Source organism: Glycomyces amatae (assembly GCF_020991375.1).
GTDB classification, from domain to species: Bacteria; Actinomycetota; Actinomycetes; order Mycobacteriales; family Micromonosporaceae; genus Glycomyces; species Glycomyces amatae.
On sequence record NZ_JAJLQZ010000004.1, the window covers coordinates 275,650 to 289,953 of the forward strand.

General features: G+C 74.0%; 14 protein-coding genes and 1 pseudogene. 7 read left to right on the forward strand and 8 right to left on the reverse strand.

Annotated elements, in window-relative coordinates:
- Positions 1–17: 17 nt before the first annotated feature.
- The 3 genes from arsB to LO763_RS08510 form a co-directional block, all read right to left on the reverse strand.
- Positions 18–1,124 carry an ACR3 family arsenite efflux transporter gene (gene arsB / locus LO763_RS08500; protein WP_230601541.1) on the reverse strand — a complete coding sequence of 369 codons (1,107 nt, stop codon included), beginning with the start codon at positions 1,122–1,124 and terminating at the stop codon, positions 18–20.
- A complete protein-coding gene (locus LO763_RS08505; protein WP_230601542.1) occupies positions 1,121–1,492 on the reverse strand; it encodes an ArsR/SmtB family transcription factor in 372 nt (123 codons plus the stop codon). Before LO763_RS08505 ends, arsB begins: the two co-directional genes overlap by 4 nt.
- A 110-nt stretch (positions 1,493–1,602) precedes the next feature.
- Positions 1,603–3,096 (reverse strand): FAD-dependent oxidoreductase, encoded by a 1,494-nt coding sequence (locus tag LO763_RS08510; RefSeq protein ID WP_369431949.1) that lies wholly within the window; start codon positions 3,094–3,096, stop codon positions 1,603–1,605.
- A 116-nt stretch (positions 3,097–3,212) separates the two neighbouring features.
- Here LO763_RS08510 and LO763_RS08515 point away from each other — a divergent pair, with 116 nt between their 5' ends.
- Positions 3,213–3,572, forward strand: coding sequence for an ArsR/SmtB family transcription factor (locus LO763_RS08515; protein WP_230601544.1), 360 nt, complete (start codon positions 3,213–3,215; stop codon positions 3,570–3,572).
- Between the two features lie 159 nt (positions 3,573–3,731).
- Here the strand turns inward: LO763_RS08515 and LO763_RS08520 are convergent, their stop codons facing one another.
- Complete coding sequence (locus tag LO763_RS08520) at positions 3,732–4,046, reverse strand: ArsR/SmtB family transcription factor (RefSeq protein WP_230601545.1); 315 nt, start codon at positions 4,044–4,046, stop codon at positions 3,732–3,734.
- Positions 4,047–4,109: 63 nt separating this feature from the next.
- On the opposite strand from LO763_RS08520, the gene LO763_RS08525 reads away from it, so the two are divergent.
- Positions 4,110–5,186: a flavin-containing monooxygenase gene (locus LO763_RS08525; protein ID WP_230601546.1), complete on the forward strand. Its 1,077-nt coding sequence runs from the start codon at positions 4,110–4,112 to the stop codon at positions 5,184–5,186.
- Positions 5,187–5,190: 4 nt separating this feature from the next.
- Positions 5,191–6,435 carry an MFS transporter gene (locus tag LO763_RS08530; protein WP_304608803.1) on the forward strand — a complete coding sequence of 415 codons (1,245 nt, stop codon included), beginning with the start codon at positions 5,191–5,193 and terminating at the stop codon, positions 6,433–6,435.
- 170 nt (positions 6,436–6,605) lie between these two features.
- Here LO763_RS08530 and LO763_RS08535 read toward each other — a convergent pair whose 3' ends face one another.
- Complete coding sequence (locus LO763_RS08535) at positions 6,606–7,169, reverse strand: MarR family winged helix-turn-helix transcriptional regulator (RefSeq protein ID WP_230601547.1); 564 nt, start codon at positions 7,167–7,169, stop codon at positions 6,606–6,608.
- A gap of 17 nt (positions 7,170–7,186) precedes the next feature.
- Here LO763_RS08535 and LO763_RS08540 point away from each other — a divergent pair, with 17 nt between their 5' ends.
- From LO763_RS08540 to LO763_RS29685, 3 genes and pseudogenes are all read left to right on the forward strand, one after another.
- The gene (locus tag LO763_RS08540) at positions 7,187–7,594 is read left to right on the forward strand and encodes a VOC family protein (protein ID WP_230601548.1); all 408 of its coding nucleotides are present in this window, start codon (positions 7,187–7,189) and stop codon (positions 7,592–7,594) included.
- Between the two features lie 7 nt (positions 7,595–7,601).
- Positions 7,602–8,198: a YdeI/OmpD-associated family protein gene (locus LO763_RS29680; protein ID WP_230601549.1), complete on the forward strand. Its 597-nt coding sequence runs from the start codon at positions 7,602–7,604 to the stop codon at positions 8,196–8,198.
- 216 nt (positions 8,199–8,414) lie between these two features.
- A pseudogene (locus LO763_RS29685) lies at positions 8,415–8,630 on the forward strand (ATP-binding cassette domain-containing protein); the annotation flags it as partial.
- 216 nt (positions 8,631–8,846) lie between these two features.
- On the opposite strand, the gene LO763_RS08555 reads toward LO763_RS29685, so the two are convergent.
- The 3 genes from LO763_RS08555 to LO763_RS08565 are packed head-to-tail and all read right to left on the reverse strand — an operon-like array spanning position 8,847 to position 13,482.
- Positions 8,847–10,760 carry a serine hydrolase domain-containing protein gene (locus tag LO763_RS08555; protein WP_230601550.1) on the reverse strand — a complete coding sequence of 638 codons (1,914 nt, stop codon included), beginning with the start codon at positions 10,758–10,760 and terminating at the stop codon, positions 8,847–8,849.
- Positions 10,761–10,807: 47 nt separating this feature from the next.
- The gene (locus tag LO763_RS08560) at positions 10,808–12,742 is read right to left on the reverse strand and encodes an FtsX-like permease family protein (RefSeq protein ID WP_230601551.1); all 1,935 of its coding nucleotides are present in this window, start codon (positions 12,740–12,742) and stop codon (positions 10,808–10,810) included.
- Positions 12,742–13,482 (reverse strand): ABC transporter ATP-binding protein, encoded by a 741-nt coding sequence (locus LO763_RS08565; protein ID WP_230601552.1) that lies wholly within the window; start codon positions 13,480–13,482, stop codon positions 12,742–12,744. Before LO763_RS08565 ends, LO763_RS08560 begins: the two co-directional genes overlap by 1 nt.
- 105 nt (positions 13,483–13,587) lie before the next feature.
- On the opposite strand from LO763_RS08565, the gene LO763_RS08570 reads away from it, so the two are divergent.
- The gene (locus tag LO763_RS08570; RefSeq protein WP_230601553.1) at positions 13,588–14,169 is read left to right on the forward strand and encodes a helix-turn-helix transcriptional regulator; all 582 of its coding nucleotides are present in this window, start codon (positions 13,588–13,590) and stop codon (positions 14,167–14,169) included.
- The last annotated feature ends 135 nt before the right edge of the window (positions 14,170–14,304 follow it).

Here is a 14,304-nt window from a genome sequence, read left to right on the forward strand (position 1 = left end):
TCCTTCGCTGTCGTCGGTCATGATCGTGCTGCTCGGAGTTCGGGAGTGCGGAAGAACCGCCGGGCCCAGAGGCTGACGTAGACGAGGCCCACGAGGACGGGGACTTCGATGAGCGGGCCGACGACACCGGCGAGGGCCTGGCCCGAGGCCGCGCCGAAGGTGGCGATGGCGACGGCGATGGCGATGGCGAGCTCGAAGTTGTTGCCCGCGGCGGTGAACGCGAGCGTCGTGGTGCGTTCGTAGCCCAGGCCGACGCCCTTGCCGAGGGCGAACGACCCGGCCCACATGAGGCCGAAGTACACCAGCAGCGGGAGCGCGATCCGCACGACGTCCAGGGGCTGGGCGATGATCGCCTCGCCTTGGAGGGCGAACAGCACGACGATCGTGAAGAGCAGTCCGTAGAGCGCGAACGGCCCGACCCGGGGCAGGAACCGGTCCTCGTACCAGGCGCGGCCCTTGCGCTTCTCGCCGAGGACGCGAGTGAGGTACCCGGCGGCGAGCGGGACGCCGAGGAAGACGGCGACGTTGAGGGCGATCTCCCAGCCGGAGACGTCGAGTCCGGCGGTGTCGAGGCCGAGCCGGCGCGGCAGGGCGTCGAGGTAGAGCCAGCCCAGTGCGCCGAACGCGACGACCTGGAAGACGGAGTTCAGCGCCACCAGGACGGCCGCGGCCTCGCGGTCGCCGCAGGCGAGGTCGTTCCAGATGATGACCATGGCGATGCAGCGGGCCAGGCCCACGATGACCAGCCCGGTCCGGAACTCGGGGAGGTCCGCGAGGAAGACCCAGGCGAGGGCGAACATCAGGGCCGGGCCGACGAGCCAGTTCAGCACGAGCGAAGAGAGCAGCAGCCGCTTGTCGGCGGTGACGGTGTCGAGGCGGTCGTAGCGGACCTTCGCCAGGACCGGGTACATCATGACCAGCAGTCCCGCGGCGATCGGGAGGGAGACGCCGCCGATCTGGACCGCGTTCAGCGCCTCGCCGACGAGCGGGACCCATTGGCCGAGCGCGATGCCGGCGAGCATGGCCGCGCCGATCCAGACGGGGAGGTACTTGTCGAGGGTCGACAGCCGCCCGCGCGCGGCGTCGCCGGCGACCGAGGTCGCCGTGGCATCGGGGCGGCTCATGCGGCGGCTTCGGCGGGGGCGGCGAGGAGTCCGGAGAGCAGGTCGAGGGCGGCCCGCTCGGCGCGGTAGTAGACCCAGGTGCCGCGGCGGTCGGCGGTGACCAGGCCGGTGGCCTTGAGGACTTTGAGGTGGTGGGAGATGGTGGGGGCCTTGAGGTCGAAGGCGTCGGTCAGGTCGCAGACGCACGCCTCGCCGCCTTCGTGGGAGGCGATGAGGGACAGCAGCCGCAGCCGGACCGGGTCACCGAGGGCCTTGAACGCGGGCGCCAGCCCCTCGGCCTGGTCGGCGGTCAGCGGCTCGGCGACCAGCGGGACGTGGCAGTCCGCGGCCCGGGTCCGCTCGAGGAGCGGCAGGAGCTGTTTCGACATGCGTCTAGTTTGACAAGCATCGAAACAAGCGGCAACCCCGGCCGGCGGGTACCTGAGGTCGGCGGGGCGGGCGGCCTCGCCCGCCCCGCTCATCGGGCGCTCGGCGGCGGTCAGCCGCAGCAGCCCCCGCCGGTCTTCACCTGCGGGAGCTCGGTCCGCTGACCGGCCCGGCCGTGCAGGACCCCGGTCGCCAGGCCGCGCGCGGGCACGGTCACCGGCTCCTCGACCGCGGTGCCGCAGCCCGAGGACGCGGTGCCGCAACCGGACTCGGCGGCCTCCGCGGTCGCGCCGCAGCACCCGGACGCTTCGTCGGCGTCGGTGATGCTGGTGGCGTCGAGGGCCCTGGAGGAGGAGCAGACGCCGGTCTCGGGCAGGTCGAGTTCGACCCGCTCGGCCGCCTCCCGGTCCCCGGCGAGGGCCGCGGCGATGGAGCGGACCTGCTCGTACCCGGTGGCGAGCAGGAACGTCGGGGCGCGCCCGTAGGACTTGACCCCGGCGATGTAGAAGCCCTCGTCGGGGTGGGCGAGATGGGCCTCGCCGTGGGCCGGGACGGTGCCGCAGGAGTGGAAGTTCGGGTCGATGAGCGGCGCGATCCGCGCCGGGGCCTCGACCACCGCGTCGAGGTCGAGACGGACCTCGCGCAGCATCGCCAGGTCGGGCCGGAACCCGGTCGCGGCGGCGACGTTGTCGACTTCGAGTTCGACCGCGAGGCTCCCCGTCGCGCCCTGAACCGCCACGGACCCGTCGGGCCGGGTGGCGAAGGCGCGGATGGTGAAGCCGGTGACCAGCTCGACCGCGCCGGACTCGACCAGGGACTTGAGGCGGGTGCCGATGGTGCCGCGCGCGGGGAGCGCGTCGGCCGAGCCGCCGCCGTAGACCTTGCCCGGGTCGGTGCCCCGGATCGCCCACATGACGGTGGTGCCCGGTTCGGATTCGGCGAGTTCGGCCAGCAGCAGGAGCGTGTTCGCGGCGGAGTGCCCGGCACCGACGACCAGGGTCCGCTTGCCCGCGAACCGGGCCCGGTCGGTGCCGAGGACGTCGGGGAGCGGTCCGGCCTGCCACGGCGCGTCCGGGGCCTCGCCCGCGGCGGGCAGGCCGTGCGCGCCGAGCGGGTTGCGGTGGGCCCAGACGCCGGAGGCGTCGACGACCGCGTCCGCGATGACGTCCTCGGTCTCACCGGTGGGGGTGAGCGTGCGCAGGAGGTAGGCGCGCCCGTCGCGGTCGAGGGTGTTGGTCTTGTCCACCCCGAGGCGGGCGACGCCGGTGACGCGGGTGCCGTAGCGGACATGCTCGTCCAGGGTCTTCGCCAGCGGCGCGAGGTAGTCGGCGATCAGCTCGGCGCCGGTGGGGAGGCGGTCCGCATCGGGGGCGCTCCAGCCGGCGGCCTCGAGGAGGCGGCGGGCGGCGGGGTCGATGTCGAACCGCCAGGGCGAGAACAGCCGGATGTGCCCCCACCGGCCGATCGCCGCGCCCGGGCCGTCTCCGGCTTCGAGCACGATCGGGGTGAGTCCGCGCTCGAGCAGGTGCGCGGCGGCGGCGAGGCCGACCGGGCCCGCGCCGATCACGGCGACGGTCCGGACGGGGCGGGCGGTGCCGTTGGACATGGCAGACTCCTGGGTTCGTCGGTCCGAGGCGACCGCGCCGAGCGCGGTCGCATCAATAGAACTCATTAATACCAACATATACTGTTGATAGCAAGCTCTGTGGTTTAATTGACTCCATGAGCCGCACCATCGAACTCACCTTGACCGACGTGGCCGCCGGGCACTCGGACGCCTCGGTGATCGCGCACGCCAAGGACCTCGCCCCGCAGTTCAAGGCCCTGGCCGACGAGAACCGGCTCGCGATCGTGCTGCTGCTCTCGGAGCGCTCGCGGACCGTCCGCGAGCTGACCGAGGCCACGGGCCTGGCCCAGACCCTCGTCTCCCACCACCTGGCGCCCCTGCGCGAGCTCGGCCTGGTCTCGGTGACGCCCAAGGGCCGCAGCAACGTCTACTCGATCTGCTGCGACGCCTTCTCCGCGCCGCTGCGCGCCCTCGCCGGGCTGTCGACCCCGGTCGAGGACGCCTGCTGCGACTAGCGGCCGCCGCCCGTCTCATCGGCGTCGCACTCGACCGACGGACGCGGGCGACCGGTCGGCAGGAGGATCCTCGTCTCCGGGCCGGTCGGCGGGAACCTCGTCGGGCTCGACGGCGACCAGGGCGCGACCTTCGTCCGTCCGATGTGAGCGCGGCCGGTGTCAGCAGCAGCCGTCGAGGAAGCCGCGGAGGCGGTCGAGTGCGGACCCGATCCGCTCCTTGTCCGCCCGGTAGAACACCGTCTTCGCCTCCCGGCGGCTGGTGAGCAGGCCGCCGTCCTTGAGCTGCGCGAGCTGCTGGGACGCCGTCGACTGGCCGATCCCCAGCCGCTGGGCCGCCTCGCCGACGCTCAGCTCCGCGCCGTCGGCGAACAGCAGCATCGCCTGCTGGCGGGCCTCGCTCGCCAGGGCCTTCAAGAACCGGCCCGTCGCCTCGTCGGGCACCGGCGGGGCCGGATCGGTCGTCGCTGTCGCCATGGGGTCCAGCCTAACCTCACACCGTCATTTCATGAAATCACGAAATGACGATATGATCTTGCCGTGGACCTCATCGACACCCTCGTCATCGGCGCCGGCCAGTCCGGACTCGCCACCGCCCGCGCCCTCCTCGCCCGCGGCCTCGCCCCGGTCGTCCTCGAAGCAGGCGAGGCCGCGACCGGGTCCTGGCCCCGGTACTACGACTCGCTGACCCTGTTCTCCCCGGCCCTCTACTCCTCCCTGCCCGGCATGCCCTTCCCCGGCGATCCCGATCGCCACCCGCACCGCGACGAGGTGGTCGCCTACCTCGCCGCGTACGCCGAGCGCCTGGACGCCGACATCCGCACCGGCCACTACGTCAGGGCCGTCGAACAGGCCGAGGGGATCTTCACTGCGCGCCTCGCCGACGGCCGCACCCTTCGGGCTCGCACGGTCGTGGCCGCGACCGGCGGCTTCGCCAACCCCTACCGGCCCGGCCTGCCGGGTCTGGACACCTTCACCGGCACGGTCCTGCACGCCGCCGAGTACACCCGGCCCGAGCCCTTCGCGGGGCAGCGGGTCCTGGTCGTCGGCGGCGGCAACACCGCCGTCCAGATCGGCGTCGAACTCGCCCGACACGCCCAGGCCACCGTGGCCACGCGCGGGAGGCTCCGCTTCGCACCCCAGCGGCCGCTCGGGCGCGACCTGCACTTCTGGTACACGATCACCGGCCTCGACGCCGCCCCTGTCGGCCGCCTCCTGACCCGCCCGCCCACGGTCCCGGTCCTGGACGACGGCCGCTACAGAGCCGCCGTCGCCGCAGGCCGCCCCGACCACCGACCCATGTTCACCCGCCTCGACGGCGACCGCGTCCACTGGGGCGACGGCACCACGGAGACGGTCGACGCGGTCATTCTCGCCACCGGGTACCGGCCCGCCCTCGACTACCTCACCGGACTCGACGTCCTCGACGCCGACGGGCACCCCCGCCACCGAGGCGGCCTCGCCACGGCGGTCCCGGGCCTGGGGTTCGTCGGCCTCGAATGGCAGCGGAGCCTGTCCTCGGCGAGCCTGCGCGGCGTCGGGCGCGACGCCGCGCGCGTCGCCAAACCCCTGGCCGCAATGGTGTTGAACGCCCGCAACGGCATCGGGTACACCTGACCTCATGCCCGACCCCGCCGCATCCGAGACGCCGGACCGAACCGACATCGGCGCACCCGTGCCGCGCCGCGTGCTCATCGCCTTGTGCACCACGCAGATCACCAGTTGGGGCGTGCTCTTCTACGCCCTGCCGGTCCTGCTGGGCGACCTCACCGCCGACACCGGGTGGTCGACCGCGGCGGTCATGGGCGCCTTCTCGATCGGGCTCGCCGCCTCCGCGCTCGCCGGGATCGGAGTCGGACACGTCCTCGACCGGCGCGGGCCCCGCCTGGTCATGACCGCAGGGTCGATCCTCGCGGTGCTCGCCGTCGCCGGAATCGCGACCGCGCCGAACCTGTGGTGGTTCACCGCCGCGTGGGTCCTCTCGGGCATCGCCCAGGCCGCCGTCCTCTACAAGCCCGCATTCGCCGCCATCACCGCCTGGTACGGGCCCGCCCGCGTCCGCGCCCTGACCGTCGTCACCCTCGCCGGAGGACTCGCCTCCACCGTCTTCGCGCCCCTGACCGCCTTCCTCACGGGCCACTTCGACTGGCGCGGCGTCTACCTCGTCCTCGCCGCCGTCCTCGCGATCGTCACCGTCCCCGCCCATGCCCTCGCCCTCGATCCGCCCTGGCCCGCCCCGGCCCACGACAGCGCCGAGCCGGCGTCGCAGGGCCTGGACCGGCGGCGGATCGTCACCTCGCCGGCGTTCATCGCCCTCGCCGCCGCCATCGCCCTGGCCGGGTTCGCGATGGGCGCCTCGAACCTCTACCTCGTCCCCCTCATGACCGACCGCGGCATGGACACCGCCACCGCCGCCTGGGCCCTCGGCCTCTGCGGGGCCGGCCAGCTCCTCGGCCGCATCGCCTACGCGCCCCTCGCGCTGCGCACCGGACCGACCACCCGCGCCGTCGCCATCCTCGCCGTCGGGGCCGCGATGCTGCTCGCCACCGCGCTCGTCGACCGCCCCGTGATCCTGGTCTTCGCCGTCGTCATCGTCCTCGGCGCCGCCCGCGGCGCCTTCACCCTCCTGGACGCCACCGCCATCACCGACCGGTGGGGGCCGAACGGGTACGGCACCCTCCACGGCATCCTCACCGCACCCGCCACCATCGCCCTCGCCCTCAGCCCCTGGGCCGGTGCTCATCTGGTCGCCTGGACCGGCGGACACCCCCAGATGTTCGCCCTCCTCGCCGCGCTCACCCTCGCCGCCGCGGTCGCGATCGCGGCGGAGCGGACCGCGCGCCGAGGCGTCCGATCGCCGCCGTGATCCGGTCGTCGGCTGCGCGAAGCGGGTTCGCTGACTTGAGCGGGCGTCCGTCCGAGCAGCGGAAGGTCGCCGGTCCGGCCCCGGCCCCCACCGGTACGAGCACCTGGGTCCTCCACTTCCGGCCCGATCGTCGGCGATCCGGCGACGTCGACCGCCCGCCCTGCGTCGCGCTAGCTCGTGGCCTCGTTGTGGACCGGGCAGTCGCCTTCGCCTCGGCCGCACGCGGCGAAGTCGCAGAGGCGGCACAGCCAAGGCCGGGGGCGGTCATCGGTGCGGGCGGAGCGCTCCTCGGCTCTGACGCGGGTCAGCGCGGTCAGCATCGTGTCCAGCGCTGCCGCGAGATGGTCGGCCTCGTCCGAGGACAGCGCCGACAACACGCTCTCCAGCGACCGCTCGCGCGTTCGCAGTATCCGCTCGGCCGTGTGGCGGCCCCGTGCGGTGAGGACGACGGAGACGGCCCGTCCGTCCGGTGCGCCGACGCGCTCGGCGAGACCCGCGGCGGCGAGGCGGTCGACGAGCCGGACGGTGCCCGAGTGCGTCAGGCCGAGTGCGGAGCTCAGCTGCGTCACCGATCCGCCGTCGAGGAACTCGTGCATCGCCACGAGGGCGGCCGGGGCCGAGGGGCCGAGCCCTGCGACCGCCTCGACGGCGGTGTTCATCCGGTCGGCCACGACGAGGCTCAAGGCGCCCAAAGCATTGGCGGTGTGCCGGCGGCTTGACAAGGGTTGCGTCATGGCTCTAGTTTATATGCATGAGTCATACACAATCTACGGCAGAGCACGGAGTATCGACGGCGACGCTGGCCATGGTCAACATCGACAGCGCCGACCCGGCGAGGCTGGCGCGCTTTTACGCGGCCGCACTGGGCTGGGAGGTCACCTACAGCGACGAGAACTACGGGATGGTCGAAGGCGACGGCGTCAAGATCGGCTTCGGCAAGATCGAGGACTTCCGGCCCGCGCCGTGGCCCGACGAGGACGGCGCCAAACGCTTCCACCTCGACCTCCAGGTCGACGACCTCGACGAGGCGACCGCGAGCCTCTGCGCGATCGGCGCCAGCCGACCGGACTTCCAACCCGGCGCCGAACGCTGGCGAGTGCTGCTCGACCCCGACGGCCAGCCGTTCTGCCTGAGCCCCCGTCCCCAGGCCGCATCGTAGCGACGCCGTGTCCGATCTCGAGGAGCTGCTCGTCCCGGACGCCGAGGCCTGGCACGCCTGGCTCGACGGCCGTCATGCCGACCACCCCGGAGTCTGGCTGGTACTGCACAAGAAGGGCGGGCGGACTACGACCCTGACCTACGCCCAAGCGCTTGACGAGGCGCTGTGCTTCGGCTGGATCGACGGGCAGATCGGCCGACGCGACGACGAGAGCTACCGCCAGCGCTTCACCCCCCGCCGACCGAACAGTCCCTGGTCGGCCAGGAATGTCGAGTACGTCGCCCGCCTCACCGAGGCCGGACGGATGCGGCCGGCCGGGATCGCCGCCGTCGATGCCGCAAAGGCGCAAGGACGGTGGCAGACGGCCTACCGCGGGCAGGCGGACATGCAGATCCCGCCCGATCTCGCCGAGGCGCTGGCGGCCGATCCCGCCGCGGCCGCGACGTTCGAAGGGCTGGGCGCCGCCGACCGGTACTCCATCGTCTACCGGCTCAACGCCGTCAAGCGCCCCGCGACCCGGGACCGCAAGCTGGCCGAGTACATCGACATGCTCGCCCGCGGCGAGTCCCTCCACGCCCGCAGGGCGCCGAAGGGCCGGGGGTGACCGCCCGTCTCGCCCCGGGGACCACCCCGGCCTACGAGGAGTCGCAGTCCCGCGCCTGAGCCCGAGCGCCTGTGCGAGTCGGTCAGGAGGCCGTCGGCGCGGCGATTCGTCCGTGGGCGGCCCGGTTCGGCGAAGGTCTCGACCTCGGCGGGGAGGCGGCCGTGTTCCTGACTTTCGGCAGTGCCGACGGGCCGCGCGCGCGGCGACCATGGAGCGGTGATCGTATTCGAGGAAGCGACGAAACGCTACGGCGCGAAGACGGCCCTGGACGCCTTGACCGTCCAGGTCCGCAGCGGACATGTGACCGGCCTGCTGGGTCCCAACGGCGCCGGGAAGTCCACGGCGATGCGGCTGCTGCTGGGCCTGGACCGCCCGACCCGGGGCCGCGTCGAGATCGACGGGGCGCCCTACGCGCGCCTTCGGCATCCGCTGCGGACGATCGGCGCGCACCTGGACGCGCGCTCGTGCCACCCGCGGCGAAGCACGCGAGCACCTACACGGCCGCCGGAGGCGTACCGGGGCGGACTCCTCGTGCCCGGCAGCGACGACGCCTCCTGGGACGTCAGCCCGGTCGAACCGCCGACCGCCCTGATCCGCCTTCGCTGCGGTGCCCTCGTCCTCCCCGCTCGCGACGGCGGCCGCGGGGCGTCAGAGATGGCCGATGGCGGTGAGGTCGTAGTAGCTCGCGACGGTGAAAACGGCCGCCGCGCCCGCGAAGACGGCGGTGAGGTGGACGGCGCCCCGGACCCGGCCGCCGCGGCGAAGCCATGCCCGGACGACCAACCCTGCCGAACCCGCCAGCCCGAGCGCCGCGAACGCGGTGGCGGCGGCCAGGACGCCCGCGCCGAGGCCGGAACCTGCGGCCCCGGCCGCGCCCGCGGCCCCTGCGAGCGCGAGGACGGCGAAGGCCGAACCGCCGACCGCCAGCCGCGTGACGGCGCCCCACCGGTCCGAGGCGCGGCCTCGGCGACGGCGCCCGATGGCGAGCACGGGCCACGCGAGGGCGCTCAGGATGAGCAGTCCGCCGACGCCGAGCACGGCCAGGTGGAGCCCGAGGGACTCGTACCAGCCGATCCGCTGGAAACCGAAGTGGTAGAAGCCGTACGACGTCGCCGCGAGCACGGGGCGGCCGTCGCGGTCGGTGTCGAACGTCAGGTATTGCGAGCCTCCCCGGAGGCGGAACCGGTCGGCGCCCGCGGCGTCCCACCGCTGACCCAAGCCGTCCGCGTCCGTCGAGAACCCCTCGGTGACGAGCCCGCCGCCGGGAGCGGCGCTGACCTTCAGGTCGGCGGGCACCGAGAGCAGTGCGAACAGCCGTGCCGGGTCGTCCCCGTCGAGCTTCGTCCAGCGGTAGGTGCCGGCGAACCGCTCGGCCGAGGGCGCCGCCGGGTCGTCCTCTTCTGACTGGGGCGGCGAGGCCAGCTCCGCGACGAGGGCCGCCTTCAGGTCGGACCGCGCCCGGTAGGCGCCGGGGAACAGTGGGTTGCTCCCCGTGCCGTCGCCGTTGTAGGTGGCGAACAGGCCGATCCCGCACTGCGGAACCAGTATGAGCATGCTGTGCGTGCCCGGGCCTTCGCCGCTGTGGCCGAGGAGCCGGAGGCCGTCGCGGTGCTCTTCGGCGAACGGCAGCGCCAGGCCCGGCGCGTGCGGCGTCTGCCGGAACCGGGTCGAGTGCATCAGGTCCACAGTGGATGATTTGAGGATCCGGGCGCCTCCGGCCTCCCCGGTGAGCTGGGCGGTCATGAAGGTCGCCATGTCCGCCGCCGTCGAGACGACGCCGACGCTGGGCGCCAGGCTGGTGCGCCCGCGCTCGGCGGGCCGCAGGCCGTCGCCGGACGCCTCGTACCCGACCGCGAGGTCCTCGTCGGCGCCGGTCGCGAACCGGGTGTCCGACATGCCGAGCGGTTCGAGGACATTGATGTGCACGTACTGCTCGTAGGGCATGCCGGACACCGCCTCCACGATGTGGCCGGCGAGGTCGAACCCGTAGTCCGAATAGGAGTGCACGCCGCCCGGGGGGCGGACCCGTTCGGGCCGGCGCGACTCCACGTGCGCGCCCAGGCCGGTGTCGGCGTCGGGTTCGATCAGGGCGTCCTCGAAGCCCGAGGTGTGCGTCAGGAGGTGCTCGAGCGTGATCGGGCGGCCCGGGTAGGCGTCCTCGATCTGGAACGACGCCAGGTACCGGTTCACGTCGGCGTCCAACTCGAGTTCGCCCCGCTCGAACAGCTGCATGACGGCCGTCGCGGTGAAGACCTTGGACACGGAGTCGATGTGGAACGGGGTGTCCGCGCCGTCGAACGCCCGACCGCCGCTGACCTCGGCGAGCCCGAACCCCTCGGCGAGCACCGTCTCCCCTTCCGCCGCCAACGACACCGCCGCGCCCGGGATCGAGAACCGCTCCAGCTGGTCTTCCACCGTCCGGCCGATCGCGGACCGGACGGTGTCGCCGTCGAGCTCGCGGCATGCCGCGGGGTCGGCGGCGGCCCGGGGCGCCGGGGCGATGAAGACGGCGGCCATCGCGATCGCCGTCGCGGCGACCGTTCCCGGCAGGTACTTGCGCATGATCACTCTCAATCGTCGGACGGGCGGCATCGGCGCGGACCGCGGGATCACTCCCGGGCGGCGGCGACCGTGATGGGGTCGGTTCGGGTGACCAGCGCCGCGACGAGGGCGGAGACCGCGACGGCCAGTCCGAGCGATCCCGCGGCGGTGGCGGTCAGCAGCGTCCAGGGGATCTCGACGACGGCCGAGCCGACGCTGCGGCGGGCGGCGAGCGCGATCCCGAGGACGGCGCACGCGGCGACGGCCAGTCCGAGGACGAGGCCGGTGACGGCAGTGACGGCCGCTTCGAGGGCGGTGGCGGCGACGACCTGCCTCCGGGTGAGGCCGGAGAGGCGGGCGACGGCGTGCTCGCGGCGCCGCCCGGTGCCGGCGATGACGACGGCGTTGGCGACGGCCATGACGGTGTAGAGGCCGGAGAGGGCGAGGAGCACCTCGAGGGTGGCGTCGTTGGTGCGCTGCGCCGCCTCGGTGCGGGCGGTGATCCACTCCTCGACCGCGGCCGTGTCGCCGTAGGGTTCGGCGGCCGCCCGCACGGCGGCGACGTCGTCGTGCGAGCGGGCCTCGACCAGGACGTCGGTGGGCGCGGTGTCGAGCAGGTCGTCCGGTACGAGGTCGCGGTGCAGGAGGATCTGCTGCCCGGTGGAGAGCTGCTCGGGGAGGATCGCCGCGATCCGGACGGGGACGGTCTGCGCGCCGACGGTGACCGTCGCCGGGTCGCCGAGCTCGAAGCCGATGCCGTCGGTGGGGCGCTCCATCACGGCGATGTGGTCGCGGTCGAGGTCGGCGAGGCTGCCGGCGACAGGGGCGACCGGGTGGAGGGCGGCGTAGCCGGCCGGGTCGACGACGGCGTAGCCGTCGAAGCGGCGTTCGGTCTCGATGCCGCCGCCGGTGCGCTGCGGAAGGTCGATGAACAGGTCCGGGGTGGATTCGGGCGAGGCCGCGGCGACGCCGGGCAGCGCGGCGACCACTGCGGCCTCGGCGCCGGTGGTGGTGACGACGAGGTCGGCGTCGATGCGGTCGCGGGCTTCGACGGCGGTGGCCGTCGCCGTCGCGGCGAGCGCGCTCGTGACGCTGACGACGAGGGCGACCAGGACGATGACCGGGGCGGCGGTGGCGGCCGAGCGCTGGACGCCTTCGCGTCCGTTGGCGTCGACGAGGGAGCCCAGCGCCGTCGGGCGCAGCGGCGCGCCCAGCGCCCGGGCGGCGAGGGGCATCACGGCGGGGGCGAGCCGGCTTGCTGCGATCGCGCCGGTGAGGGCGACGCCCATGCCGAGCGCGAGCGCGACGACGAGGCCGACGCGGGCCGCGGCCGCGATCTGCGCGGCCGTGGCCAGGAGCATGAGGACGCCGACGGTCCAGCGTCCCGCCGTCATCGTCCGGTCGCGGGCGCCGCCGCCGCGGACCGCCTCGAGCGGCGGCACCAGCGAGGCCCGGCGGGAGGCGGCCAGCACGCCGAGGAGGGCGACCGCGACGCCGACGCCGCCGGCGGTCCACAGCGGCCACGAAGGGCGGCCGAGCTCGAATCCGCCGGGGACGAAGTCGGCGCGCCGCAGCAGCCACATCTGGGCCGACACCGCCGGCCCGGTGAGCGCCAGCCCGATGGCGGAGCCGGCCGTCCCGAGGGCGAGGGCCTCGCCGAGGAGCACGAGGCGCACCTGCCCGCGTCCGGCGCCGAGCAGGCGCAGGAGCGCGATGTCGCGGCGGCGCTCGGCGACCGCGAAGGCGAAGGTGGTCGCGACGATGAAGACCGTCAGCAGTCCGGTCAGCATGGCGCTGATGATCATGATCGCCGCGACGGCGTCGAACGCGTCGCGCACCGCGAACGCCTGCCGCTGGTCGAGCCCGGCGAGCCCGGGCCGCGTCGCCGAGTCGGCGACCGTCATCGCGGAGGCCAGCAGGGCGGTTCCCGCGGCGACGCTGAGGAGCGCGCCGAGCAGCAGGGGCCACCGCTCCCGGAGCCCGGCCAGGGTCAAGGCGGACATCAGGACTCCAGTCCGGTGAGCACGGCGGCCACGGTCGCGGCGCCGGCCCCGTCGAGCCGGTCGACCAGCCGCCCGTCGCGCAGGAACAGGACGCTGTCGGCGCATGCGGCCGCGACCGGGTCGTGGGTCACCATCACGACGGTCTGCCCGGCCTCGACCATCGAGCGCAGCAGCGCGAACACCGCCTGCGCGGACGAGGTGTCCAGCGCGCCGGTCGGTTCGTCCGCGAACAGCACCTTCGGGCGGGTCGCGATGGCCCGCGCCAGCGCAACGCGCTGCTGCTGGCCGCCCGAGAGCTGCCCGGGGCGGTGCCGGAGGCGGTCGCCGAGTCCGACGGCGTCCAAGGCGGCGCGGACCTCCCCGCGAGCGGGGCGCGCACCCGACAGCCGCAGCGGCAGCGCCACGTTCTGGGCCGCGGTGAGCGAGGTGACGAGGTTGAAGTTCTGGAACGCGAATCCGATCGCGGTCCGCCGCAGCCGGGTCAGTTCCGCGTCCGAGGCGGCGGTGATGTCGCGCCCGTCCAACGCCACCCGGCCCGCGTCGAGGCGCTCCAGACCCGCGAGGCAGTGCAGCAAGGTCGACTTGCCCGACCCGGACGGGCCCATGACGGCGGTCCACGACGAACGCGGCACCGCGATCGACACCGCGTCCAGCGCCCGCAGCGCGGTCTCGCCCGACCCGTAGGTCTTCGTTCCCTCGGCCATGGCCGACACGGCGCCCGAGGCCGTCTCCGTGTTCATGTGCCCGATCCAACCCGCCGGGCGCCGTCCCCGGTATGGGCGCAGACGCTACTTCGCGCCGTCCGCGGCAGGAGTAGTGCGCACGCTACCTATACCGTGGAGCCCATGAGTCAGTCAGGCATCGGCACGGTCCCCCGGCGGGCCCCCGGCTCGGGGGGCGCCGCGACGCTGCTGGCCGGGGCGCTCGCAGCCGCCGACCTCGCGGCGCTCCTGCTGGTCGTACCCGTCCCCGCCGTCCTGGCGCTGGCCCCGCTCCTGGTCCGCGGCGACCAGGTCGATCTCGGCTTCGCACGGATCGACACCCCGCTGGAGGCGTGGCCGGCGGCGGCCCTGGGCTCGATCCTGCTCGTCGCCATCGCATCGGGGACGCTGAAGGCCGTCCGCGCGCAGCGGGCCTGGATCGACCGGCAGTTCCCGCAGCCGGGACCCGCCCCCCGGGCCGCCGGACCCGCGGACCCGACCGCCACCCGCTTCCAGGGGCTCACCGAGCGCGAGACCCAGGTGCTCGAGCTGATGTCCCGGGGGTTCACCAACGGCGCGATCGCGCAGCGGCTCTTCATCAGCGAAGCCACCGTCCGCAAGCACGTCGGCCGCATCTTCGCCAAGCTCGACATGGACACCACGGACAAGGACCGGCGCGTGACCGCGGCCCTGACCTTCGCCGGGCACGCCGACGACCGGACGTAGCGCCCCCGCCGGGGCGCGGTCCGCCGCCGTCCGCATCGGTCTCCGGCCCGGCGCCCGACCGGCGGCCGGGTAAGGCGGGACTTCGCTGATGCAAGTAATTTGCAAGAGTAAGGTTGTGGCGTTAGCGGTGCCGCG

Excerpts from the sequence above, each read along its gene's own strand:
- arsB (WP_230601541.1), bottom strand. The coding sequence starts at position 1,124 with ATGAGCCGCCCCGATGCCACGGCGACCTCGGTCGCCGGCGACGCCGCG.
- LO763_RS08505 (WP_230601542.1), bottom strand. The coding sequence starts at position 1,492 with ATGTCGAAACAGCTCCTGCCGCTCCTCGAGCGGACCCGGGCCGCGGAC.
- LO763_RS08510 (WP_369431949.1), bottom strand. The coding sequence starts at position 3,096 with ATGTCCAACGGCACCGCCCGCCCCGTCCGGACCGTCGCCGTGATCGGC.
- LO763_RS08515 (WP_230601544.1), top strand. The coding sequence starts at position 3,213 with ATGAGCCGCACCATCGAACTCACCTTGACCGACGTGGCCGCCGGGCAC.
- LO763_RS08520 (WP_230601545.1), bottom strand. The coding sequence starts at position 4,046 with ATGGCGACAGCGACGACCGATCCGGCCCCGCCGGTGCCCGACGAGGCG.
- LO763_RS08530 (WP_304608803.1), top strand. The coding sequence starts at position 5,191 with ATGCCCGACCCCGCCGCATCCGAGACGCCGGACCGAACCGACATCGGC.
- LO763_RS08535 (WP_230601547.1), bottom strand. The coding sequence starts at position 7,169 with ATGACGCAACCCTTGTCAAGCCGCCGGCACACCGCCAATGCTTTGGGC.
- LO763_RS08540 (WP_230601548.1), top strand. The coding sequence starts at position 7,187 with ATGAGTCATACACAATCTACGGCAGAGCACGGAGTATCGACGGCGACG.
- LO763_RS08555 (WP_230601550.1), bottom strand. The coding sequence starts at position 10,760 with ATGCGCAAGTACCTGCCGGGAACGGTCGCCGCGACGGCGATCGCGATG.
- LO763_RS08560 (WP_230601551.1), bottom strand. The coding sequence starts at position 12,742 with ATGTCCGCCTTGACCCTGGCCGGGCTCCGGGAGCGGTGGCCCCTGCTG.
- LO763_RS08565 (WP_230601552.1), bottom strand. The coding sequence starts at position 13,482 with ATGAACACGGAGACGGCCTCGGGCGCCGTGTCGGCCATGGCCGAGGGA.
- LO763_RS08570 (WP_230601553.1), top strand. The coding sequence starts at position 13,588 with ATGAGTCAGTCAGGCATCGGCACGGTCCCCCGGCGGGCCCCCGGCTCG.